Below are 22,295 nucleotides of genomic sequence, written 5' to 3' on the forward strand. Positions count from 1 at the left end.
GAGGGCGTGGCGTCAAGCGTCGGGGTCGTCGGGTCCGTCCGGGCCGCCGTCGAGATCGCCGACGCACTGCAGGTCAGGCTCGGTCTTCGCCTGGCGGGCAAGGGCACGCGCCTGGGCGGTGATACCGGGGATCAGCGTGTCGGGGGGCAGCCCATAGCTCTGGATCCGGCGGACCGCCCAGGCATAATGGCGCGCACCGGCCTCGCAACTGTCGCTGCCGCCGTCGCTGACACCCCAGACCTTGCGCCAGCGGTGCGTTCCCTTCTGCTCGAGCAGCGCTTCGAATTCCCCGACTTGGCCGCTGCCCTGCACATAGGCGAGCGCTTTCGGCCCGACGCGGAACACCGTGAAGGTGCGAAAGGTGAAGCGCGCCGCGGGGCGGTCGTCGCCATGGTGGAGCAATTTCACGATCGCGCTGCGCTCGGCACTGCCCGGCGGGGGCGTGTAGAGGCCCGGCGCGGCGGCGGTCAGCACCGGCGCGAGCGGCACCAGCGCTAGGATGCATGCGCGAATCATGGGCGGCCTCTAGCAGGATTTCTCGTACCCGCATGGGCACATCGTCGCCTCCATGAATGTGCAAACGATGCGCCTCCAACTTCACCGTGATTCCCGCACCTCATGGCTTCGCCGGAAAGAAAAGCTTCGTCATTTCCAAGTCTTTCCCGCAATTGTTGACGCGGGCGACAGCGCTTCTCCGCGACGGAGACGGCGGCCTTAGGATGAGGGGAACTAGCATGCGCACGGCAAGCATAGCGGCGGCACTTGGCCTGTTGATGGTCGGCAGTACCGCGCAAGCCGCACCGATCCTCTACAGCTTTTCCGGGCAGATCAGCGGCACGCTGAACGGCCAGGCCTTCACGCTGAGCGACTATGTCCTGTCGCTCGCCACCGATACCGACACCGTGTTCCAGCCGCGGCCCGACTTCCGTCCCAGCCTGTACAACTCGGCGGCGGCGACGCTCGCCTTCACCATCAACGGCGTCTCGGGCACCTTCGCCACCCAATTCAACGCGTTCAGCGTGACGCTGGGCAGCGGCGGCGGTCAGCGTTCGCTGGTTGGCTTCACCGAGGCCGAGCAGTTCGGCAACGACCTGATCGACGTGCGCGATCCCGGCCTGCAAGGCTATGATCTCAAGACCGGCATCGTCTCGGCTTCCAATTCGCCGATCGACTTCCTCAACTTCGGCACTGCCTTCCAGACTAGTGCCGGGACCCTGATCTTCGACAATGACGATCAGGCCTCGGCGCGGTTCAGCGCGTCGCTCTCGGCGGTGCCGGAGCCGGCGAACTGGGCGATGATGGTCCTGGGCTTTGGCGTCCTCGGCGGGGCGCTGCGCCGACGGACCATCGTGCGCGTGCGCTTCGCCTGAGTTCGGGGAGGGGCAGGGGCCGGGGGTATCGATCCGCTGGCCCCTTTCGGCGAAGGGCGAAAGCGCCTATGCTCCGGGCATGGCCCGCACGATCACCCGCTACCGGGATTTCTGGCCCCATTATCTGCGCGAGCATGCCCGGCCCGCGACGCGCAGGCTGCATTATATCGGCACTGCGCTGACCTTCGTGGCTCTCGCCGCCGGGCTGCTGTTGAATTCCTGGTGGCTGCTCGTCATGCCGCTCGCCGGCTATGGCTTCGCCTGGGGCGCGCATTTCGGGGTGGAGCGCAATCGCCCCGCGACCTTCACCTATCCGCTCTGGTCGCTGCTCTCGGATTATCGCATGTTCTTCCTGTGGATCGGCGGGCGGCTGGGGCCGCATTTGAAGCAGGCTGGGGTCGTGCAATAGATAGCGTTGCTTGCGTGGGCCGGGGGCGCCCCCCTATCTAGCCGACATGCACGTTTCCCAGAACACGCTCGCGCTGATCGGCAACACCCCGCTCGTCCGCCTCAAGGGGCCCAGCGACGAAACCGGCTGCGACATCTTCGCCAAGTGCGAATTCGCCAATCCCGGCGCCTCGGTGAAGGACCGCGCCGCGCTCTACATCGTCAACGATGCCGAGGAACGCGGCCTGCTCGCACCCGGCGGGACGATCGTCGAAGGGACGGCGGGGAACACGGGCATCGGTCTTGCGCTGGTTGCCAATGCCAAGGGCTATCGCACGATCATCGTGATGCCAGAGACCCAGTCGCGCGAGAAGATGGATACGCTGCGCGCGCTCGGCGCCGAACTGGTGCTGGTGCCGGCGGCGCCCTATTCGAACCCGGGACACTTCGTCCACACCAGCCGCCGCATCGCCGAGGAGACACCCAACGCGATCTGGGCCAACCAGTTCGACAACACGGCGAACCGCAAGGCGCACATCTATGGCACCGCCGAAGAAATCTGGACGCAAATGGAGGGCCGTATCGACGGCTTCACCTGCGCGGCGGGCACCGGCGGCACGATCGCGGGCGTCGGGCTGGGGCTGAAGGCAAAGGACGAGAAGGTGACGATCGCGCTCAGCGACCCGCACGGCGCCGCGCTCTACGAATATTATGCCTGTGGCGAGCTGCGCAGCGAAGGCTCGTCGGTTGCCGAGGGCATTGGCCAGGGGCGGATCACCGGCAATCTGGAAGGCGCGCCGATCGACACGCAGTTCCGCATCTCCGACGCCGAGGGCATGGAATGGATGCGCCGGCTGCTGAAGGAGGAGGGGCTGTGCCTCGGCCTGTCCTCGGGCATCAACGTCGCCGGCGCGGTGCGGCTGGCCAAGGCGCTGGGGCCGGGCAAGCGCGTCGCGACGATCCTGTGCGACACCGGTTTTCGCTACCTTTCGACGCTGTATAACGAGGAATGGCTGGCGGCGAAGGGACTGTCGGCGCCGGCGGCGTGAGGCCCGCATCGCAGCACTGCTCGACAAGCGCGCCGGCGCGCGTTACATTTATGCCACAGTCATGAAACTCGGCCCACCCCAGGATCACGCTCAGGCCATGCAGCGCATTCGCGTTGGCATGACCGGACTCGCGGCCGTGGTGCTGTTGATGGTGCTGGCCTTCGCGATCTTTTCCCAGGCGAACCGCGAGGCACCGGTGAGCGCGGCGGGCGCCTCGAATGCCTCGGTCGTCGCCAACTTGACCGGGACCGACAATGTCGCTGCCGATCGCAGCCGCGACGAACCGCTTGCCGAGCTTGGCGTTGCGCCCAGCACCGACGATCCCGCCGCCGTCGCCCAGGCGCGCGAAGAGGCGCATCGGCAGGACGCCGCCGGCAAATAAGCCTTAGACTCGGGCGATCCGGGGCGGTGCCCCGCGGAGTCGCGCCAAGGGGATCGCCGGGGAAACAGCCCCACTTTCCGGGGACCGCGCGGGCCGCAAAATTTCCGGCGTTCGGCAAGGTGGTAAAAATGCCGCAGTTTCCGTTGCTTGGCGGAAGCGCGTGCTGGTTCTGGCATCCGATGAAATGGTTCCCACCGCATGCGCCCTTCGATGCACATTAAGCATTTTTCCGGATCGCTGTGGCGTGCTGCAGGGGAGAAGGGTGAACAAAACAAGTTCATTATGGGAAAAGCGGCCAATGGTGGTGATCAGTGGCTGAAATTCCCGTGCCATCCCCAACTGTCCCGTTGTCTCCCGCCCTATAATGTGATTAAAAGGGCACACTAAAGGGGGGCACGAACCCTTTCTCCCGAACATCACCAGCCGGCGCACGATTCCGCGTGATTCCGGCGGCGGGAGAGTCGTGCCCGGCTTGGGGTTTGGCGTGGCAGACAGGGAGCTCTTCGAAGGATTTGCGCTCCAGGCGGTCGACCAGAAAGGTCGCGTCGCCATACCCGCAGACCTGCGCGCTGCCGCCGAGCGCAATTCGGACGTTCGCCAGATCGTCGTCGGCGTGCATGCGGAGGATCCGTGCCTCTCCGCGCACGACACCGGCTGGTCGCAGAAAAAATATGATCGCATCGACAAGCTGGACCAGCAGGCGCTCGACCGGGGCGAACAGCCCAGCGCCGCGCCCAAGCGCCGTGCCTTCGGTCTCGTCGAAAAGGCACCCTATGACGACAGCGGCCGGTTCGTGCTGCCGCCCTTCTTTCGCGCCAAGGCGAAGATCCAGAAATGGGCGTTCTTCGTCGGCAGCGGCGACACGTTCGACGTCTGGTCGCCCGACGTGCTGCTCGCCGACGACAAGGCCGATCCCGAACTCAAGGAAATCTGCGCGTTCCTGATGCAGCAAAAGGGGGCGATGTGACCGACGCACCCCATATCCCCGTGCTGCTCGACGAAGTGCTGGACGCGCTCGCGATCCAGCCGGGTGAAACCCATGTCGACGGCACTTTCGGCGCGGGCGGTTATACGCGTGCCATGCTCGGCGCGGGTGCGGCGGTGACGGCATTCGACCGCGATCCGACCGCGATCGCCAACGGCGCGCGGCTGGTTGCGGAGAGCGACGGCAAGCTCACGCTGATCCATGCGCCGTTCAGCCGGCTGGCTGAAGAGCTGGACGCACGCGGTCTGGCGCCGGTGGACGGCGTCGTGCTCGATATCGGCGTATCCTCGATGCAGCTCGACCAGGCCGAGCGCGGCTTCTCGTTCCAGCAGGACGGGCCGCTCGACATGCGGATGGCGGGGGAGGGAATGAGCGCGGCCGATTGGCTGAACAGCGCCGACGAAGGCGCGATCGCCGACGTGCTGTTCCACCTCGGCGAAGAGCCGCGCGCGCGTCGTGTGGCCAAGTTCATCGTGGAAGCCCGGCCGCTGACGCGTACGTCGGAGCTGGCGGCGGTGGTGCGGCGTGCGCTCGGCCATCGCCCGCACGACAAGAAGGACCCCGCCACGCGGACCTTCCAGGCGGTGCGCATCCACATCAACCGCGAGCTGGACGAACTGACCGACGTGCTCTCCGCCGCAGAACGCGTGCTCAAGCCCGGCGGCCGGCTGGTGGTGGTGAGCTTCCACAGCCTGGAAGACCGGCTGGTCAAGCGCTTCTTCCGCGAACGCAGCGGCAGCACGCCGGCGGGTTCGCGGCATCGCCCGGCGGTGGGGCCGCGGGCGGAACCCAGTTTCGAAACGCCCGCCAAGGCCGTGCGGCCCGGCGAGGCGGAGCTAGTGCGCAATCCGCGCGCCCGTTCGGCCACGCTGCGCGCCGCGCGGCGGACCGGCGCGGCGCCGTGGTCCGGTGAGGATAAGGGGTGATGGCAGTGTATGGCTTCAGGGGGCTTGGCTGGTTCCTGTGCGGCGTCATCGTTGCGCCGACCTGCTACATGGTGACGTCGCACGGCGCGGCGGAACGAGCGAAGCTGCGCGCGATGGACTCCGCCATCGTCCAGGCGCACAAGGACATTCGTGGCCTGGAGACCGAATTCGACACCCGTGCCAACATGGCCCAGATCGAGCGCTGGAACGGCGACGTGCTGGCGATGAACGCGCCGCAGCCGCAGCAGTATCTGGCGAGCGCGAGCGGCCTTGCGGCGCTCGACCAGCCGCCGGTTGCGCCTGTGCCCGGCACCGCCAAGGTGGAAACCGCTGCGCTGGTGATCCCGACCGGGCAGCGTCCGGTGGAAACGGCAGCGGCGGCCGCCCAGCCGGTCGCAACCGCGGCGGCTGTCCCGCCCAAGGCCATGGCGGCTAAGCCGGTGGCGACGGCGTCGCTGGCGCCGGTCAAGGCTCTGCCGGTCAAGTCGACCGTGGTGCGGGTGGCGCAGGTGGAAGCCAAGCCCGCGCAGGATCTCGGCCGCCTGATCCAGAAGATCGACAAGGCCCGGCTGGCCCAGCCCGATCGGCCGCTGCTCAGCGCCGCGACGATCAGCGACCTGCGCCGGGTGGCGAAGCGCGAGCAAACGGCGCAGCGATGATCGTCGTCGTCGCCCCTCCCGCGCGTTCGCGGGGTTCGGGCGGGGGGCGCGAGGCGCTCGTCGCGGTGGCGCAGTTGCGCCTGATGATTCTCTCGATCCTGTTCGGCGCGGGCGTACTGGCGATCCTGGTCAAGCTGGCCTTTCTGGCGCTGTCCGCCGGGCCGGCGACGGCGCGCGACCTGTCCAACGCGCTGGTGCCGGCGCGCGGCGACATCGTCGATCGCAACGGCACGCCGCTCGCGCGGAGCATCGATGCCTGGACGATCGCGATCCATCCCAACCAGGTGATCGGCGACAAGGCGGCACTCGCGCAGAAGCTCGCCGAGCTGATGCCGGAGCGCAGCCAGGCGCAATATTATGCGCTGCTGCACGGCGGCGGCAGCTTCGCTTTCCTCAAACGCCGTGCGCTGCCCGAGCTGGTCAACCAAGTGAACGCGCTGGGCGAGCCGGCGATCGAGTTCCAGCGCGAGACAGACCGGCTGTATCCGCAGTCGGACATGGCGGCACATGTGCTTGGCTATCTCGACGACAAGGGCCACGGCGTCACCGGCATGGAGAAGGTGCTGGAGGCACGGCTGACCGACCCCGCGCAGCGCGGCAAGCCGGTGACGCTGTCGCTCGATGCCCGCGTGCAGGCCGCGCTCGAAAGCGAGCTGGGCCGCGCGATGACCGATCTGCAGGCACGGGGTGCGGCGGCGGTGGTGCTCGACGTCAATACCGGCGAGGTGGTGGCGATGACCTCGCTGCCCAGCTTCAACCCCAACCAGCTGGGCGGGCCGCCGCCGCGCAACAACGTGACGCAGAGTGTTTACGAGCTGGGTTCGACCTTCAAGCCGATCGCGGTGGCGGCGGCGATCGATTCCGGCACGATCACCTCGATGTCGCGGCGCTTCGACGCGACCGCGCCGATGAAGGTCGGTCGTTTCACCATTCACGACGATCGCGGCGACGAGCAGTTTCGCTGGCTCAACATCCCTGAGACACTGATCTATTCGTCCAACATCGCGACCGCCCGGATCGCCGACGAGCTGGGTCCGGAGAAGATGCAGGACATGTTCCGCCGCTTCGGCTTCGATCAGCGGCCGAGCATCGAGATCGGCGCGGTGCGCCCGCTCTGGCCCGCCAATTGGGGGCGGATCACCGTGATGACCACGGCCTATGGCCATGGCATCGCGGTGACGCCGTTGCACCTCGCCGCCGCCTATGCCTCGATGGTGAATGGCGGAGTGTGGCACCCGGCGACGCTGATGAAGGTGGATGCCGAGCATCCGGCGAAGGGCCGGCGGGTGCTCCAGGAATCGACCAGCTACCGGATGCGCCAGCTGCTGCGCCTGATCGTGCTCAAGGGCACCGGTCGCAAGGGCGAGGCCCCGGGTTATCGCGTCGCGGGCAAGACGGGTACGGCGGAGGCGGCGAGCGAGGGCGGCTACGACCACCACCGCAACGTCTCCACCTTCGCAGTGACTTTTCCTGCCGACGCGCCGCGCTATGTGGTGGTGGCCATGCTCGACTCGCCCAAGGCCAATGCCAATACGCCGCGTACCACTGCGGCCTGGACCGTTGCGCCGGTCGTATCGCGCGTGATCGCGCGGACCGGCGCGATCCTGGGCATCGCGCCCGACAATGCCAAGGACATCGACGAAAGCGAGCTGCTGCCGCTGGTCGATCGTTCGCCGGAGCCGAAAGCGACTGCCGAATGAAACTGGGACCTCTGATCGGCACCGCGGACGACGCGGTCGTCACCGGATTCGCGATCGACCACCGCAAGGTGGCGCCGGGCACGATCTTCGGCGCATTCGAAGGCGCGCGGGTGAACGGCGAGGATTATATCGAGGCCGCGGTCCAGGCGGGCGCCATCGCGGTCGTGGCGCGGCCCGAGGCCCGGGTGGCAGGCGCGGTGCACATCGCCGACGCCAATCCGCGTGCGCGGTTCGCGGACCTTGCATCGCAGTTCTTCGCGCCGTTCCCGGCTATGACCGCGGCGGTGACCGGCACCAACGGCAAGACCTCCACCGTCGAGATGACCCGTCAGTTGTGGCGGATGGCCGGCTTCCATGCCGCCTCGATCGGAACGCTGGGGGTGACCACGGCGGACGAGCGCGTCTCGACAGGCCTGACCACGCCGGACATCGTCACCTTCCTGTCGAACGTAGCTGGGCTGGCGCGCGAGGGGGTGACCCATGTCGCATTCGAGGCCTCGTCGCACGGGCTGTCGCAATATCGTACCGAGGGGCTGCCGGTGCGTGCGGCGGCGTTCACCAATCTCAGCCGCGACCATCTCGATTATCACGGCGACATGGCGACCTATCTCACCGCCAAGCTGCGCCTTTTCGCCGAGGTGTTGGCCGAGGACGGCACCGCGGTGGTGTGGGCCGACGACCCGCACGCGCCGCAGGTCGAGGACCTCGCCCGGATGCGCGGCAACCGGCTGATCACGGTGGGCGAGCACGGCAAGACGCTGCGGCTGGTTGGCCGCACGCCCTCGCTGCTCGGCCAGACGTTGGAGATCGAGGCGGAGGACAAGATTCATACCGTGCGGCTGCCGCTGATCGGCGCCTACCAGGCGGCGAACGCGCTCACCGCGGCAGGGCTGGTGATCGCCACCGGCGGCGAGGTGGCCGCCACGCTCGCCAATTGCGCGCGGCTGCAGCCGGTGCGCGGGCGGCTGGAGCGCGCGGTGATCGCCGCCAATGGTGCGCCGGTCTATGTCGATTATGCCCACACGCCGGATGCGCTGGAAGCGGCGATCGCGGCGCTCAAGCCGCATACCGACGGCCGGCTGATCCTGGTGTTCGGCGCCGGCGGCGACCGCGATCCGGGCAAGCGCGAGCTGATGGGGCAGGTGGCGGCCAGCGGTGCCGACGTGGCGATCGTCACCGACGACAATCCGCGCACCGAGGACCCGGCCGAGATCCGCCGTGCGATCCTCAAGGGTGCGCCCGAGGCGACCGAAATCGGCGATCGCCGCGCGGCCATTGCTGCGGCGATTGCCATGGCCGAGCCGCACGACATCGTGCTGGTCGCCGGCAAGGGACATGAGCAGGGCCAGATCATTGGCGAGATGGTGCTGCCGTTCGACGACGTCGCCGTGGCGCGGGAGTGCGCGGCGTGACGGGGTTTCTCCTGCTAAAATCCCCCTCCCGCTTGCGGGAGGGGCTAGGGGAGGGGATGACCGTGACGTCTTCCCTTGGCTTCCCATTCCAGCCCCTCCCCCGACCCCTCCCCCGACCCCTCCCGCAAGCGGGAGGGGAGCGATGAACCGCGCGCTCTGGACCTCCGAGGAAATCGCTGCCGCCACGCAGGGCACTGCGTCGGTCGACTTTGCCGTCTCCGGTGTCGCCTTCGACTCCCGCGAGGTCGGCCCGGACGACCTGTTCCTCGCGCTCAAGGGCGAGAGCACCGACGGACATCGTTTCCTCGACCAGGCCTTCGCGCAGGGCGCGGCCGGTGCGGTGGTGTCCGATCCGACCGACCAACCCAGCGTCCGGGTCGGTGATACCACCGCCGCGCTGAACGCGCTCGGGGCGGCGTCCCGCAAGCGCTCGTCGGCGAAGATCATCGGCGTCACCGGGTCGGTCGGCAAGACCGGCACCAAGGAGGCGCTGTTCGCTGCGCTCGATCGGATCGATCCCGGCTGCGCGCATCGGTCGGTGAAGAGCTACAACAACCATACCGGCGTGCCGCTGAGCCTCGCCCGCATGCCGCGCGAAGCCCGCTACGGCGTGTTCGAAATGGGCATGAACCATGCCGGCGAGCTTGCGCAATTGACCCGGCTGGTGCGCCCGCACGTCGCGATCGTCACCGCCATCGCGCCCGCGCATCTCGGCTTCTTCGATAGCCTCGAAGCCATCGCAGACGCCAAGGGCGAGATTTTCCAGGGGCTTGGCGCCGGCGGCACCGCGATCGTGCCGTTCGACAGCCCCTATCGCGACCGGCTGCTCGACGCTGCGCGACCCTATGCAACCCGAGTCGTCACCTTCGGCTTGGGCGAGGGCGCCGATTATCGTGCGGTTGATACGATGCGCGCGCGGAGCGGCGGCACCTTCGTGATGGCCCGCTTCGGCGAACGCGAGCTCAGCTTCACCATCTCCCAACCCGGCGAGCATTGGGTGTCCAACGCAATGGCGATCCTCGCCGCGGTCGACGCCGTGGGCGGTGACCTTGAAGTCGCCGGTCTCGCGCTCGCCGAACTCGACGGGCTCGCCGGACGCGGCGCGCGGATGAGTGTCCCGGTGGGCGACGGCACCGCGCTGGTGATCGACGAAAGCTACAACGCCAATCCCAGCTCGATGCGCGCGACGCTCAAGGTGCTCGGCGCCGAGCCTGGCCGCAGGATCGCCGTGCTGGGCGAGATGCGCGAGCTGGGCGACCATTCCGATGCGCTCCATGCCGAACTCGCCGATCCGATCACGGGGGCCGGGGTGAGCCGAGCCATTTTGGTGGGCGAGGCGATGGCGCCGCTGGCGGCTGCGCTTGAGGGGCGGGTGGATTTCGTCCATGTGGCCGATGCCGCAGCTGCGAAGGCCGAGCTCGAATCAAGGCTCGCGCCGGGCGATGCGGTTCTCATCAAAGGGTCGAACGGCGTGCGGCTCGCGACGATCGTCGCCGCGCTGGCGGAAAGGCAATCATGCTCTATCTGATCGCGGAGCAGCTGGGCTTTCCCGGCCTCCTCAATCTCTTCCGGTATCTGTCGTTCCGCACCGGCGGGGCGGTGGCGACGGCGCTGCTGATCGGGCTGCTGGTCGGGCCGAAATTCATCGGCTGGCTGCGCCTGCGCCAGGGCAAGGGTCAGCCGATCCGCGACGACGGGCCGCAGAGCCACCTCGCCAAGCGCGGCACGCCGACGATGGGCGGGCTGATGATCCTGACCAGCCTGACGCTGGCGCTGCTGATCTGGATGGACCTGCGCAACGCCTATGTCTGGGCGTGCATGTTCGTGACGCTCGGCTTCGGGATGATCGGCTTCCTCGACGACTACGACAAGGTGCGGAAGCAGAAGACCGCCGGCGTCTCCGGCAAGGTGCGGCTGCTCGGCGAGTTCCTGATCGCGGGGATCGCCAGCGCGATCATCATCTTCTCCGAGGGCAATACCCAGCTCTACGTGCCGTTCCTCAGCTGGGTGCACCCCGATCTCGGCTATTTCTACATCGCCTTCGCCGCTTTCACGATCGTGGCGTTCGGCAATGCGGTGAACCTTACCGACGGGCTCGACGGGCTGGCGACGATGCCGGTGGTGATTGCGGGCATGGCGTTCATGCTGATCGCGTACCTCGCAGGCAACAAGATCTATGCGACCTATCTGGGCATCCCGCACGTGCCGGGCGCCGGCGACCTTGCCATCTTCTGCGGCGCGATGATCGGGGCGGGGCTGGCCTTTCTGTGGTTCAATGCGCCGCCGGCGGCGGTGTTCATGGGCGATACCGGCAGCCTGGCGCTGGGCGGGGCGATCGGCACGATTGCCGTCACCACCCACCATGAGCTGGTGCTCGGCATCATCGGCGGCCTGTTCGTGATGGAGGCGCTGAGCGTCATCATCCAGGTGTTCTTCTTCAAGCGCACCGGCAAGCGGGTGTTCCGCATGGCGCCGATCCACCATCATTTCGAACAGCTCGGCTGGTCCGAGCCGACGGTGGTGATCCGCTTCTGGATCATCGCCTTCGTGCTGGCGCTGGCCGGCTTGGCGACGCTCAAGCTGCGGTGATCACCAGCCCCGCCTGGCGCGGCAAACGCTTCGCGGTGCTCGGGCTCGCACGCTCGGGCGCGGCGACCGTGCGCGCGCTGGTGGCGAGCGGGGCGGGGGTGCTGGCGTGGGATAGCGACGAGTCCAAGCGGCTGGAGCTAGTACAAGCCCCTCCCCTTCAGGGGAGGGGTTGGGGTGGGGAACTCTCCACCAGCGAACCGGTGCGTGGATCCGACATGCCCCACCCCAACCCCTCCCCTGAAGGGGAGGGGCTATTGGAGTTCGCCGACCCGCTTGAATCCGACCTGACCGGCTATGCTGGCATGGTCGTCTCCCCCGGCGTGCCGCTCAACCGGCACCCGATCGCGGCGCACGCCCGCGCCGCCGGGGTGCCGCTGGTCGGTGACATCGAGCTGTTCGCCCAGGCGCGCGCCGATCTGCCCTCGCACCGCGTGGTCGGCATCACCGGCACCAACGGCAAGTCGACCACAACGGCGCTGATCCACCACATCCTCGAGACGGCGGGCATCCCCACGCGCCTCGGCGGCAATATCGGCCTGCCGATACTCGGCCAGGAGCCGCTCCCCGAGGGCGGCGTCTATGTGCTGGAGCTTTCGAGCTACCAGATCGACCTGACCCACAGCCTCGACTGCGACGTCGCGGTGCTGCTCAACATCACGCCTGACCACCTCGACCGCTATGACGGCTTCGAGGGCTATGCAGCCTCCAAGGCGCGGCTGTTCGCGATGCAGAGCAAGGGCCATGCCGCGATCATCGGCATCGGCGATGCCGCATCGGCGACCATCGCCCGGCAGGTGGCGCTTTCCGGGCGCGCCGAGGACGTGACCAAGATCGCCCCCGGCGTGTGCATGGACCAGTCGCGCTGGCCGGCGCTGCAGGGCCCGCACAATGCCCAGAACGCGCTCGCTGCCATCGCCGCCTGCGAAGCTCTCGGTATCGACAGGGCCGCGATCGACCAAGGGCTGGAGAGCTTCCCCGGTCTGCCGCACCGCATGGAGCGGATCGCGACGAGGAACGGCGTGCTGTTCATCAACGACAGCAAGGCGACCAACCCGGAGTCCACCGCGCCTGCGCTCGCGGCGTTCCCCCGCATCCATTGGATCGTCGGCGGCGTCGCCAAGACCGAGAGCCTGGAGGCGTGCCGCCCCGGCTTCGGCCATGTCGCGCGCGCCTATGCCATCGGCGAGGCGGGGCCGCTGTTCGCGCGGCTGCTCAAAGGCGAGATGCCCGTCGAGCAATCCGGCACGCTGGAGGCCGCCGTGCGCGCCGCCGCCGCTCATGCCCAGCCGGGCGAGGCGGTGCTGCTGTCGCCGGCCTGCGCCTCGTTCGACCAGTTCCGCGATTTTGAACATCGCGGCGATGCCTTCCGTGCCGCCGTGGAGGCGCTCGGGTGAGCCGCCAGTCCGGGGACGTGGAAGAGAAGCACGCCGGCCTACCGCGCATCTCGAACCAGCTCAGCCGCGCCAGCAAGTCCCGCGCCGGCATGTGGTTCTGGGAAGTGGACCGGGTGCTGCTGTTCCTGCCGCTGCTGCTGATCGCGATCGGGCTGGTGGCGGTCGCCGCCGCCTCGCCCGCGACCGCGCGGCGCTATTCGGACGCGGCGCACATCGTGCAGCCGATGTACTATTTCTGGCGCCAGCTGATGTGGGTGTGCATCTGCGTGCCGGTGCTGATCCTCGTCTCGATGCTGCCGACCTCGGCGGCAAGGCGGCTGTCGCTGGCGGGGGCGCTGGTGTTCGTCGTGCTGATGGCACTGCTGCCGATCGTCGGGCATGAGGTGAATGGCGCCAAGCGCTGGATCAGCCTCGGCATTTCGGACCTGCAGCCGTCCGAATTCCTGAAACCGCTGTTCATCGTCTCGACCGCCTGGATCCTCTCGTTCCGCGCCAAGGATCCCGAGCTGCCGGTGATGATCGTCACCGGCGCGATCACCGCGCTGATCGCAGTGCTGCTGATGCTCCAGCCCGATTTCGGCCAGACGATCCTGTTCGGCACGGTGTGGGTGATCCTGCTGATGCTCTCCGGCATCTCGCCCGCGGCGATCGCCGGGCTGGGCGGGGTGGCGATCGGCGGCGTGGTCGCGGCCTATCTGTTCTACGGCACCGCGCGCACCCGCATCGACAATTTTCTGTTCCCCACCAAGGAAGCGGCCCTCGCCGATCGCTACCAGGTGGAGATGGCACACGACACGCTGACCGCCGGCGGGCTGTTCGGCGCCGGGCCGGGCAGCGGCCAGATCAAGTTCCGCCTGCCCGAGGCGCATACCGATTACATCTTCTCGGTGATCGGCGAGGAGTTCGGGCTGATCGCCTGCGCGGTGATCGTGCTGCTCTATCTCGCCATCGTCGTGCGCGTGCTGATGAAGCTGCTCGACGAGGAGGATCCGTTCCGGCTGCTGGCGGCGGCGGGGCTGGCTTCGCAGTTCGGCGTGCAGGCGCTGATCAACATGGCGGTGAACACCGGCATCGCGCCCTCCAAGGGCATGACGCTGCCGTTCATCAGCTATGGCGGATCGTCGATGATCGCGCTTTCGATCGGCTATGGCCTGCTGCTCGCTTTCACGCGACGAAACCCGTATCTGAAACGGTCTCCCTATACCGGCCGCTGGAGCAAAGCCGCATGACCGAACGCCGTAGTTATGTCCTCGCTGCCGGTGGCACCGGTGGGCACATGGTGCCCGCGGCTGCCTTGGCGGTGGAGCTCGCACGGCGCGGGCATCAGGTGGCGCTGGTCAGCGACGAGCGCGGCGTGCGCTTTCCGGGCCTGTTCGAGGGCGTCGAAACGCATGTGCTGCCCGCCGGGCGGCTGGGCGGCGGGCCGATCGGGTATCTCAAGGCGGCGCGGCAGATGATGGCCGGCCGGGCGATGGCCCGGAAGCTCTATAAGAAGCTGCGCCCGTCGGCGGTGATCGGCTTTGGCGGCTATCCTGCCTTCCCGGCGCTCTCGGCGGCGTTCGGCGCGCGCATCCCTACCGTGATCCACGAGCAGAACGCGGTGCTGGGCCGGGTCAACCGCTTGGTCGCGGGCCGGGTGGCGGCGATCGCCACCTCCTATGACAAGGTCGAGCGGATGAAGCCCGGCTGGGAGGCCAAGACCCACCTCACCGGCAATCCGGTGCGCGAGGCGGTGCTGGCGCTGCGCGCCAAGCCCTACCCGATGATCGAGGAAGACGGGCTGTTCCGCGTGCTCGTCACCGGCGGCAGCCAGGGCGCCTCGATCCTCAGCCAGGTGGTGCCCGATGGCCTCGCGCTGCTGCCGGTGCATTTCCGCCGCCGGCTGCAGGTGACACACCAGGCGCGCATCGAGGACATCGAGATGGTCCGCGCCAAATATCAGGAACACGAGATTCCCGCCGAGGTCGCGACCTATCTGCCCGACATGCCCGAGCGGCTCGCCTGGGCGCATCTGGTGATCGCGCGGGCAGGGGCCTCGACCATCGCCGAGCTGACCGCCGCCGGGCGTCCCGCCATCCTCGTGCCGCTGCCCAGCGCCACCGACGACCACCAGACCGCCAATGCCCGCGAGATCACCGAGGCCGGCGGCGCGCGGACCATCCCGCAGCGCGCCTTCACCGCGCCCGAGCTCGCCAAGCAGATGCAGAAGCTGGGGCTCGACACCAAGGCGCTGGAGAATGCGGCGGCGCGGGCGCGCGGCGTCGGGCGGCCCGATGCGGTGCGCGATCTGGCCGACCTCGTCGAATCGATCCACGCACCCCGCGCCCCGGTGGGGAAGGTGCAGAAAGCCAACAAGAACGGAAGGCCTGCTTACGCATGAAGGGCGTCGCCACCGACATCGGTACCATTCACTTCGTCGGCATCGGCGGCATCGGCATGTCGGGCATTGCCGAGGTGATGCATAACCTTGGCTACAAGGTGCAGGGCTCGGACGTGGCGGACTCCTACGTCGTGCAGGGCCTTCGCGACCGTGGGATCCCCGTGACCATCGGCCATGCCGCCGAGAATCTGGGCGAGGCGGCGGTGGTGGTGGTCTCCACCGCGATTGTGCGGACCAATCCCGAGGTCGAAGCCGCCTATCAGAACCGCATCCCCGTGGTACGCCGTGCCGAGATGCTCGCCGAGCTGATGCGGCTCAAATCCACCATCGCGGTGGCGGGCACGCACGGCAAGACGACGACGACCTCGATGGTCGCGGCGCTGCTCGATGCCGGCGGGGTGGACCCGACCGTGATCAATGGCGGGATCATCAATCAATATGGCTCGAACGCCCGGCTGGGCGAGGGCGACTGGATGGTCGTCGAAGCCGACGAGAGCGACGGCAGCTTCCTGCGGCTCGACGGCACCTTCGCGATCGTCACCAATATCGATCCCGAGCATCTCGATCATTATGGCTCGTTCGATCGGGTGAAGGCGGCGTTCGTCGAATTCGTCGAGAATGTGCCCTTCTACGGGGCGGCGCTGCTGTGCCTCGATCATCCGGAAGTACAGGCGATCATCCCGCGCGTGCGCGACCGGCGGATCGTCACCTATGGCTTTGCCGCTAGCGCCGATGTGCGCGGCGTGAACGTGACGCCGCATGCCGGGGGCAATCGCTTCGAGGCAATCATCCGCCATCGCGACGGCAGCACGCGTTCGATCGAGAATATCGAGCTGCCGATGCCCGGCCGCCACAATGTCCAGAACGCGCTCGCCGCGATCGGCGTGGCGCTGGAGCTGGGCATCCCCGATGCGACGATCCAGCAGGGCTTCGCCAAGTTCGGCGGCGTCAAGCGGCGCTTCACCAAGGTGGGCGAAGTCGCGGGGGCGGCGATCATCGACGATTACGGTCACCACCCGGTGGAAATCCGTGCGGTGCTGGCGGCGGCGCGCGAGAGCACGCGCGGCCGGGTGATCGCGGTGGTGCAGCCGCACCGCTATTCGCGGCTGGGCAATCTGATGGACGAGTTCGCCCAGGCGTTCAACGATGCCGACATGGTGTATGTTGCACCCGTCTATCCGGCGGGCGAGGCACCGATCGAGGGCGTCCATGCCGATGCGCTGGTCGAGCAGATCTCGCATCGCGGGCACCGGGCAGTGGCGTCGACTACCGATGCGACGGCGCTGGCGACGGCGCTGGGCGGCGTGGTGCGCGAGGGCGACATGGTGGTGTGCCTCGGCGCGGGCGACATCACGAAGTGGGCGGCCGGGCTCGCACCGGCGATAGCGGCTGCGCGGGGGGATGCGTGAACACACCCGAGGTCCGCGGCAAACTCACGCCGAACGCCCCGCTTGCGCCGCTCGTGTGGTTCAAGAGCGGCGGGGCGGCGGAGTGGCTGTTCGAGCCCGCCGATGCCGATGACCTCGCGTCCTTCCTTGCCGCGCTCGATCCCGCCACGCCGGTGATGGGCCTCGGCCTCGGCTCGAACATGATCGTCCGCGACGGCGGCGTGCCCGGCGTGGTGATCCGCCTCGGCAAGGTCTTCGCCGCAGTCGAGCAGGTCGACGAAACCACGCTCCGCTGCGGCGGCGGGGCATCGGGCATCCTCGTCTCGTCCAAGGCTCGCGACTGGGGGATTGGCGGCATCGAGTTCCTGCGCTCGATCCCGGGCACGGTCGGGGGCTTCGTGCGGATGAACGGCGGCGCCTATGGTCGCGAGACGTGCGACATTCTCGTGGAATGCGACATCGTCCTCCGCTCCGGCGAGCGGCGGGTGCTCGCCAATGCCGATCTCGGCTATACCTATCGGCACAGCAGCCTGCCGGACGGCGCGATCGTGGTCAGTGCCACCTTCCGTGGCTTCCCCAAGGCCTCCGACGCCATCCAGGCCGAGATGGACCGCATCGCCGCCGCGCGCGAGGAGTCGCAGCCGCTGCGCTCGAAGACCGGCGGCTCGACCTTCAAGAACCCGGAGGGCCACAAGGCCTGGTCGCTGGTCGACGCGGCCGGTTGTCGGGGCCTGCGCCGCGGCGACGCGCAGGTCAGCGAGAAGCATTGCAACTTCCTCCTCAATCTGGGGGAAGCGACCAGCGCCGATATCGAGGCGTTGGGCGAGGACGTCCGCGCGCGGGTCAAGGCGCAGTCGGGCGTGGAACTGGAATGGGAAATTCAGCGCGTGGGTGTTGCCAGTAAATGACGAAGAATCTCCACATTGCCGTGCTGATGGGCGGCTGGTCGGCCGAGCGCGAAGTGTCGCTGATGTCGGGCAACGGCGTCGCGGATGCACTGGAAGGCCTCGGCCACCGCGTCACCCGCATCGACCTGGACCGTGACGTTGCCGCCAAGCTCGCTGAAGCCAAGCCGGACGTGGTGTTCAACGCGCTCCACGGCACCCCTGGCGAGGATGGCAGTGTGCAGGGCATGCTCGATCTGATGGGCATCCGCTATACCCATTCGGGCATGGTCACCTCCGTCATCGCGATCGACAAGCAGCTGACCAAGCAGGCGCTGGTGCCACACGGCATCCCGATGCCCGGCGGCCGGATGGTGTCGCGCGAGGAGCTGTACCGGCAGGACCCGCTGCCGCGTCCCTATGTGCTCAAGCCGGTCAACGAGGGCTCGTCGGTGGGCGTCGCGATCGTGACGACCGAGAGCAATGTCGGCAACCCGATCCACCCGGACGCGCGCGGGCCTTGGCAGGAGTTCGAGGAACTGCTCGCCGAGCCGTTCATCCGCGGGCGCGAGCTGACCACCGCGGTGCTGGGCGACCAGGCCTTGGGCGTGACGGAGTTGAAGCCGAAAAGCGGCTTCTACGACTATGAATCCAAGTACACCGACGGGCTGACCGAACACGTCTTCCCGGCGCAAATCCCGGACGATGTCGCCGAGGCGTGCAAGCGGATCGCGCTCGACGCGCACCGGCTGCTCGGCTGCAAGGGCGCCTCGCGCGCCGATTTCCGCTGGGACGATACGCAAGGCGTCGACGGGCTGTTCTTGCTTGAGGTCAACACCCAGCCCGGCATGACCCCCCTCAGCCTGGTGCCCGAACAGGCGCGCCATCTGGGCATCGACTATGCTAGCCTGGTGCAACGGATCGTCGAGGAGGCATTGTGAGCCGCAGGCCCGCCCAAGCGCAGCGCGCGACCACCCGGCGCGGCGAAAAGCCGAAGCCGCGCGGCACCGCGCGCCGGCCGCAGCGGACGGGTATGCTCGACCAGGCGATTGCCGGCATCCCGCTGAGCCCGGAGACGCTGCACAAGGTGACCACCTGGAGCATCGTCGGCGCGGTGGGCGCGGTGGTGCTGACCATCGGCATCCTGGCGGGCGTGCCGCAGATGATCGGCGTCGGCGTCGCGCAGGCGGTCGGCGATGCCGGCCTCAAGGTCGACGAGATCCAGATCGACGGATTGAAGCGGATGGACCGTGCCACCGTCTACGAGCAGGTCCTAGACCAGGATTCGCGCGCGATGCCGCTGGTCAATCTGGAAGACGTGCGCCAGCGGCTGCTCAAATTCCCCTGGGTGAAGGACGCGCGCGTTTCGCGCCGCCTGCCGAGCACGCTCCACATTGCGATCGAGGAGCGGAGCCCCGCCGCGGTGTGGCAGAACCATGGCCAGCTGATGCTGATCGATCCCTCGGGCGTGCCGCTGGAGCCGGTCTCGCCCGAGGCGATGCCCGATCTGCCGCTGCTGATCGGCGAGGGCGCCAACACCCAGGAAGCCGCGCGCAAGCATCTGCTGGAGACGCAGCCGGCGCTCAAGCCGCTGGTGAAGGCCACCAGCTGGGTCGGCAACCGGCGCTGGGACCTGTTCTTCACCTCGGGCGAGAAATTGCAGCTCCCCGAAGGCGAGGACGAGGCGATCGCCGCGCTGAAGAAGTTCGTGGCGATCGACGGGACGCAGCGGCTGCTGGGCCGGGGCTATGTCGGATTTGACATGCGCGACGCAAACAAGTTGGTTGTGCGTCGGCAGGGCGTGATCGAGCCGCCGCCGCCGGTATCCACCGCGCCGACGGCCGCACCGATCGCTCCAACGAGTATAACGACGCCGCCGGCGGGCACCGGCTCGGGGGAAGGCTGATGGCGAAAACAGCGCCGGAAGGGTTGATCACTGCGCTCGACGTGGGATCGTCGAAGGTCTCGGCGCTGATCGCGCAGCGGACCGACGAGGGCAATCTGATCGTGCTCGGCACCGGCCAGCGCGAGAGCCGGGGCGTGAAGCGTGGTTATGTCGCCGACATGCACGCCACCGAGATCGCGATCCGCGAAGCGGTAGAGCAGGCCGAGCGGATCGCCGGGTTCAACATCGAGGATGTCTGGGTCAGCTTCTCGGCGGGCGGGCTGGTCTCCAGCGTCGTCAAGGTCGAGGCGGATCTAGGCGGCCACCGGGTCGAGCAGGCGGATATCGACGATCTGCTCAAGGCCGGGCGCGGGGCGATCGATCCGCAGGGGCGGATGGTGCTGCACGCGCAACCGACGCGCTACACGGTGGACGGGCTGGGCGGCGTCAAGCGGCCGTTGGGGCTGCACGCCGATCGTCTGGGCGTCGACGTGCACGTCGTCACCACCGACGGCTCGCCGGTCCGCAACCTCGACCTGTGCGTCCGCTCGGCGCATCTGGAGGTTCGCTCGATCATCGCCGCCCCGGTGGCAACCGGTCTTGCCTGCCTTACCGAGGAAGAGCGCGAGCTGGGCGTCGCGCTGGTCGAAATCGGCGCGGGCGTGACCAATGTGTCCGTTTTCGCGCAGGGCGTGCTGGCGGGGCTGGCGTCGATCCCGATGGGGTCGGCCGACATCACCGACGACATCGCCGCTGCCTTCGGCACCGCGCGTGCCTGGGCGGAGCGCACCAAATGCTTCCACGGCTCGGCCAATCTCTCCCCGCGCGACAATCGCGAAACGATCGACGTCGCCCCCGCCGCGGCGGATGAGGGGATCGAGGGGCCGCGCATCACCAAGGCGGCGCTCAACACGGTGATCCGCCAGCGGCTGGAGCGGATCGTCGCCGAGATCCAGAAGGAGCTGAAGAAGCTCAACTTCCAGGAGCCGGTGGGCCGCCAGATCGTGCTGACCGGCGGCGGTGCCGAGCTCGCGGGAATCGCCGACTATGCCCAGCAGGCACTGGGCAATGCGGTGCGCGTCGGGCGGCCGCGGGGCTTGCTCGCCATGCCCAATGCGCATGCCGGTCCGGCCTTCTCGACGCTGGCCGGGCTCACCCAGTTCGCCGCGGCCGATCCGATCGACCTGCGTACCCTGGAGCCCAGCCGGCACCAGCTGGTGACGCGGGCGAGCCCGGGCGCGCTGTTCCAGCGGTTGATCGCGGCGTTCCGAGCGAATTATTAAGGAAAAGCGTCCGCCGGGGTGCTAGTGGTGACTAGAGTCGACGCTTCGGTTCGTGCATCAGAGAATATCAGGCTGTGCAGCGTGCGCGTGCGCTGCCACGGGAGACCATAGAATGAGTATCGATTTCCTTCCGCCCGACGTGGACGAACTGACGCCGAAGATCGCGGTGATCGGGGTTGGCGGCGCCGGCGGCAATGCCATCGCCAACATGATCCGCGCCGAGGTGCAGGGCGTCGAGTTCCTGGTCGCCAACACCGATGCGCAGGCGCTGAAGCAGTCGGTCGCCCCGCAGCGCATCCAGCTCGGCGCGAAGATCACGCAAGGGCTCGGCGCGGGCTCGCGGCCCGAGATCGGCCGCGCGGCAGCGGAAGAGACGATCGAGCAGGTCCAGCAGTCGCTCGAAGGCGCGCATATGTGCTTCATCGCCGCCGGCATGGGCGGCGGCACCGGCACCGGTGCGGCCCCGGTGATTGCCAAGGCGGCGCGCGAGATGGGCATCCTGACCGTCGGCGTCGTGACGAAGCCGTTCGCCTTCGAGGGCAAGCGTCGCGCGCAGTCGGCCGAGGCGGGCATCGAAGAGCTCCAGAAGTATGTCGATACGCTGATCGTCATCCCGAACCAGAATCTCTTCCTGATCGCCAATGCGAACACGACCTTCAAGGAAGCGTTCGAGATGGCCGACGAGGTGCTGCAGCAGGGCGTGCGCGGCATCACCGACCTGATGGTGATGCCCGGCCTGATCAACCTCGACTTCGCCGACGTCCGTTCGGTGATGCAGGAGATGGGCAAGGCGATGATGGGCACCGGCGAGGCGGACGGCGACGACCGCGCGCTGATCGCCGCCCAGAAGGCGATCGCCAACCCGCTGCTCGACGGCGTGAGCATGAACGGCGCCAAGGGCGTGATCGTCTCGATCACCGGCGGCGAGGACATGCGCCTGCTCGAGGTGGACGAAGCCGCGAACCATATCCGCGAGCTGGTCGATCCGGACGCGAACATCATCTGGGGTTCGGCGTTCAACTCGGAGCTGGAAGGCCGCATCCGCGTGTCGGTGGTCGCCACCGGCATCGACGCGAATGTCGAGAACCGCCCGGCCGCGCCGGCCGAGCAGCCGCGCGTCTTCTCCTTCTCCACGCCGCGCCGCACCACCGCGGCCGCTGCGCCGGAGCCGGTAGCGGCACCTGCGCCAGCCGCTGCGCCTGAGCCGGCACCCGCCCCGGTCGCCGAGGAAGCGCCCGCACCGGCGCCCGTCGCGCCGACGCCCGAGCCGGTCGCTGCCGCGCCGGCACCGGCTCCCGAACCGACTCCGCCGGCCCCGGCGTCGGACGAGCTGCTGCTCGGCGCTGAAGCTATGGTCCCGGCACCCGCACCGGCTCCGGCCGCCGCGCCTGCACCGGCCCCCGAGGCACCGGCCGGCCGCCGTCGCTGGCTGACCGGTGGCGACGAGGATGCCGATACCCGGCCGCGTCCCAAGACCGGCGGCACGCTGTTCGAGCGCATGGCCTCGGCCTCGCGTGGCACCAAGGCTGCTGAGGAAGAGGACAAGGATCCGCTCGACATCCCGCGGTTCCTGCGCAGCCAGAACAACCAGTAAGGCGCAGGGGTGGCACGGTTCGCCGGGC

21 protein-coding genes are annotated in these 22,295 nt (G+C 68.3%); 20 read left to right on the forward strand and 1 reads right to left on the reverse strand.

What is annotated here, in order from left to right; all coding sequences use genetic code 11:
* Positions 1-12: 12 nt before the first annotated feature.
* Positions 13-516 carry a hypothetical protein gene (locus RT655_RS14960; RefSeq protein WP_313538187.1) on the reverse strand — a complete coding sequence of 168 codons (504 nt, stop codon included), beginning with the start codon at positions 514-516 and terminating at the stop codon, positions 13-15.
* A gap of 218 nt (positions 517-734) precedes the next feature.
* Between RT655_RS14960 and RT655_RS14965 the strand changes: the two genes are divergently transcribed.
* The 20 genes from RT655_RS14965 (at position 735) to ftsZ (ending at position 22,267) form a co-directional block, all read left to right on the forward strand.
* Positions 735-1,370, forward strand: a complete 636-nt coding sequence (locus tag RT655_RS14965; RefSeq protein WP_313538189.1) for a PEPxxWA-CTERM sorting domain-containing protein — start codon at positions 735-737, stop codon at positions 1,368-1,370.
* 79 nt (positions 1,371-1,449) lie between these two features.
* Positions 1,450-1,779 (forward strand): DUF962 domain-containing protein, encoded by a 330-nt coding sequence (locus RT655_RS14970; protein WP_313538191.1) that lies wholly within the window; start codon positions 1,450-1,452, stop codon positions 1,777-1,779.
* 46 nt (positions 1,780-1,825) lie between these two features.
* Positions 1,826-2,806: a cysteine synthase A gene (locus RT655_RS14975; protein WP_313538193.1), complete on the forward strand. Its 981-nt coding sequence runs from the start codon at positions 1,826-1,828 to the stop codon at positions 2,804-2,806.
* Between the two features lie 118 nt (positions 2,807-2,924).
* Positions 2,925-3,188 carry a hypothetical protein gene (locus RT655_RS14980; RefSeq protein ID WP_313538194.1) on the forward strand — a complete coding sequence of 88 codons (264 nt, stop codon included), beginning with the start codon at positions 2,925-2,927 and terminating at the stop codon, positions 3,186-3,188.
* Between the two features lie 484 nt (positions 3,189-3,672).
* The gene (locus RT655_RS14985) at positions 3,673-4,155 is read left to right on the forward strand and encodes a division/cell wall cluster transcriptional repressor MraZ (protein WP_313538197.1); all 483 of its coding nucleotides are present in this window, start codon (positions 3,673-3,675) and stop codon (positions 4,153-4,155) included.
* Positions 4,152-5,099, forward strand: coding sequence for a 16S rRNA (cytosine(1402)-N(4))-methyltransferase RsmH (gene rsmH / locus RT655_RS14990; protein WP_313538200.1), 948 nt, complete (start codon positions 4,152-4,154; stop codon positions 5,097-5,099). Before RT655_RS14985 ends, rsmH begins: the two co-directional genes overlap by 4 nt.
* Positions 5,099-5,758, forward strand: a complete 660-nt coding sequence (locus RT655_RS14995) for a hypothetical protein (protein WP_313538203.1) — start codon at positions 5,099-5,101, stop codon at positions 5,756-5,758. The genes rsmH and RT655_RS14995 overlap by 1 nt, the downstream gene beginning before the upstream one ends.
* Positions 5,755-7,458, forward strand: a complete 1,704-nt coding sequence (locus RT655_RS15000) for a penicillin-binding protein 2 (RefSeq protein WP_313538205.1) — start codon at positions 5,755-5,757, stop codon at positions 7,456-7,458. Before RT655_RS14995 ends, RT655_RS15000 begins: the two co-directional genes overlap by 4 nt.
* Positions 7,455-8,870 carry a UDP-N-acetylmuramoyl-L-alanyl-D-glutamate--2,6-diaminopimelate ligase gene (locus RT655_RS15005; RefSeq protein ID WP_313538208.1) on the forward strand — a complete coding sequence of 472 codons (1,416 nt, stop codon included), beginning with the start codon at positions 7,455-7,457 and terminating at the stop codon, positions 8,868-8,870. Before RT655_RS15000 ends, RT655_RS15005 begins: the two co-directional genes overlap by 4 nt.
* Positions 8,871-9,012: 142 nt before the next feature.
* Positions 9,013-10,398, forward strand: a complete 1,386-nt coding sequence (gene murF / locus RT655_RS15010) for a UDP-N-acetylmuramoyl-tripeptide--D-alanyl-D-alanine ligase (protein WP_313538210.1) — start codon at positions 9,013-9,015, stop codon at positions 10,396-10,398.
* A complete protein-coding gene (gene mraY / locus RT655_RS15015) occupies positions 10,386-11,459 on the forward strand; it encodes a phospho-N-acetylmuramoyl-pentapeptide-transferase (protein WP_313538212.1) in 1,074 nt (357 codons plus the stop codon). Before murF ends, mraY begins: the two co-directional genes overlap by 13 nt.
* On the forward strand, positions 11,456-12,853 hold the full coding sequence (murD, locus tag RT655_RS15020; RefSeq protein ID WP_313538215.1) for a UDP-N-acetylmuramoyl-L-alanine--D-glutamate ligase: 1,398 nt from the start codon (positions 11,456-11,458) through the stop codon (positions 12,851-12,853). Before mraY ends, murD begins: the two co-directional genes overlap by 4 nt.
* Positions 12,850-14,082: a putative peptidoglycan glycosyltransferase FtsW gene (locus tag RT655_RS15025; RefSeq protein WP_313538217.1), complete on the forward strand. Its 1,233-nt coding sequence runs from the start codon at positions 12,850-12,852 to the stop codon at positions 14,080-14,082. The genes murD and RT655_RS15025 overlap by 4 nt, the downstream gene beginning before the upstream one ends.
* Entirely contained in the window at positions 14,079-15,233 is a 1,155-nt protein-coding gene (gene murG, locus RT655_RS15030; RefSeq protein ID WP_313538221.1) for an undecaprenyldiphospho-muramoylpentapeptide beta-N-acetylglucosaminyltransferase, read from the forward strand. Before RT655_RS15025 ends, murG begins: the two co-directional genes overlap by 4 nt.
* Positions 15,230-16,642: a UDP-N-acetylmuramate--L-alanine ligase gene (murC, locus tag RT655_RS15035; protein ID WP_313538223.1), complete on the forward strand. Its 1,413-nt coding sequence runs from the start codon at positions 15,230-15,232 to the stop codon at positions 16,640-16,642. Before murG ends, murC begins: the two co-directional genes overlap by 4 nt.
* Positions 16,639-17,529, forward strand: a complete 891-nt coding sequence (gene murB / locus RT655_RS15040) for a UDP-N-acetylmuramate dehydrogenase (protein ID WP_313538227.1) — start codon at positions 16,639-16,641, stop codon at positions 17,527-17,529. The genes murC and murB overlap by 4 nt, the downstream gene beginning before the upstream one ends.
* Positions 17,526-18,446, forward strand: a complete 921-nt coding sequence (locus RT655_RS15045) for a D-alanine--D-alanine ligase (RefSeq protein WP_313538228.1) — start codon at positions 17,526-17,528, stop codon at positions 18,444-18,446. The genes murB and RT655_RS15045 overlap by 4 nt, the downstream gene beginning before the upstream one ends.
* Entirely contained in the window at positions 18,443-19,411 is a 969-nt protein-coding gene (locus RT655_RS15050; RefSeq protein ID WP_313538230.1) for a cell division protein FtsQ/DivIB, read from the forward strand. Before RT655_RS15045 ends, RT655_RS15050 begins: the two co-directional genes overlap by 4 nt.
* Positions 19,411-20,673, forward strand: coding sequence for a cell division protein FtsA (gene ftsA, locus RT655_RS15055; protein ID WP_313538232.1), 1,263 nt, complete (start codon positions 19,411-19,413; stop codon positions 20,671-20,673). The genes RT655_RS15050 and ftsA overlap by 1 nt, the downstream gene beginning before the upstream one ends.
* Positions 20,674-20,785: 112 nt before the next feature.
* Positions 20,786-22,267, forward strand: a complete 1,482-nt coding sequence (gene ftsZ, locus RT655_RS15060) for a cell division protein FtsZ (RefSeq protein ID WP_313538234.1) — start codon at positions 20,786-20,788, stop codon at positions 22,265-22,267.
* Positions 22,268-22,295: the final 28 nt, after the last annotated feature.

The sequence above is a fragment of the Sphingomonas sp. genome (assembly GCF_032114135.1).
GTDB lineage: Bacteria > Pseudomonadota > Alphaproteobacteria > Sphingomonadales > Sphingomonadaceae > Sphingomonas.

Excerpts from the sequence above, each read along its gene's own strand:
- murC (WP_313538223.1), top strand. The coding sequence starts at position 15,230 with ATGAAGGGCGTCGCCACCGACATCGGTACCATTCACTTCGTCGGCATC.
- RT655_RS14980 (WP_313538194.1), top strand. The coding sequence starts at position 2,925 with ATGACCGGACTCGCGGCCGTGGTGCTGTTGATGGTGCTGGCCTTCGCG.
- RT655_RS15045 (WP_313538228.1), top strand. The coding sequence starts at position 17,526 with ATGACGAAGAATCTCCACATTGCCGTGCTGATGGGCGGCTGGTCGGCC.
- RT655_RS14970 (WP_313538191.1), top strand. The coding sequence starts at position 1,450 with ATGGCCCGCACGATCACCCGCTACCGGGATTTCTGGCCCCATTATCTG.
- murG (WP_313538221.1), top strand. The coding sequence starts at position 14,079 with ATGACCGAACGCCGTAGTTATGTCCTCGCTGCCGGTGGCACCGGTGGG.
- murF (WP_313538210.1), top strand. The coding sequence starts at position 9,013 with ATGAACCGCGCGCTCTGGACCTCCGAGGAAATCGCTGCCGCCACGCAG.
- mraY (WP_313538212.1), top strand. The coding sequence starts at position 10,386 with ATGCTCTATCTGATCGCGGAGCAGCTGGGCTTTCCCGGCCTCCTCAAT.
- RT655_RS14960 (WP_313538187.1), bottom strand. The coding sequence starts at position 516 with ATGATTCGCGCATGCATCCTAGCGCTGGTGCCGCTCGCGCCGGTGCTG.
- RT655_RS14965 (WP_313538189.1), top strand. The coding sequence starts at position 735 with ATGCGCACGGCAAGCATAGCGGCGGCACTTGGCCTGTTGATGGTCGGC.
- ftsZ (WP_313538234.1), top strand. The coding sequence starts at position 20,786 with ATGAGTATCGATTTCCTTCCGCCCGACGTGGACGAACTGACGCCGAAG.
- ftsA (WP_313538232.1), top strand. The coding sequence starts at position 19,411 with ATGGCGAAAACAGCGCCGGAAGGGTTGATCACTGCGCTCGACGTGGGA.
- RT655_RS14975 (WP_313538193.1), top strand. The coding sequence starts at position 1,826 with ATGCACGTTTCCCAGAACACGCTCGCGCTGATCGGCAACACCCCGCTC.
- RT655_RS15000 (WP_313538205.1), top strand. The coding sequence starts at position 5,755 with ATGATCGTCGTCGTCGCCCCTCCCGCGCGTTCGCGGGGTTCGGGCGGG.
- RT655_RS14995 (WP_313538203.1), top strand. The coding sequence starts at position 5,099 with ATGGCAGTGTATGGCTTCAGGGGGCTTGGCTGGTTCCTGTGCGGCGTC.
- RT655_RS15005 (WP_313538208.1), top strand. The coding sequence starts at position 7,455 with ATGAAACTGGGACCTCTGATCGGCACCGCGGACGACGCGGTCGTCACC.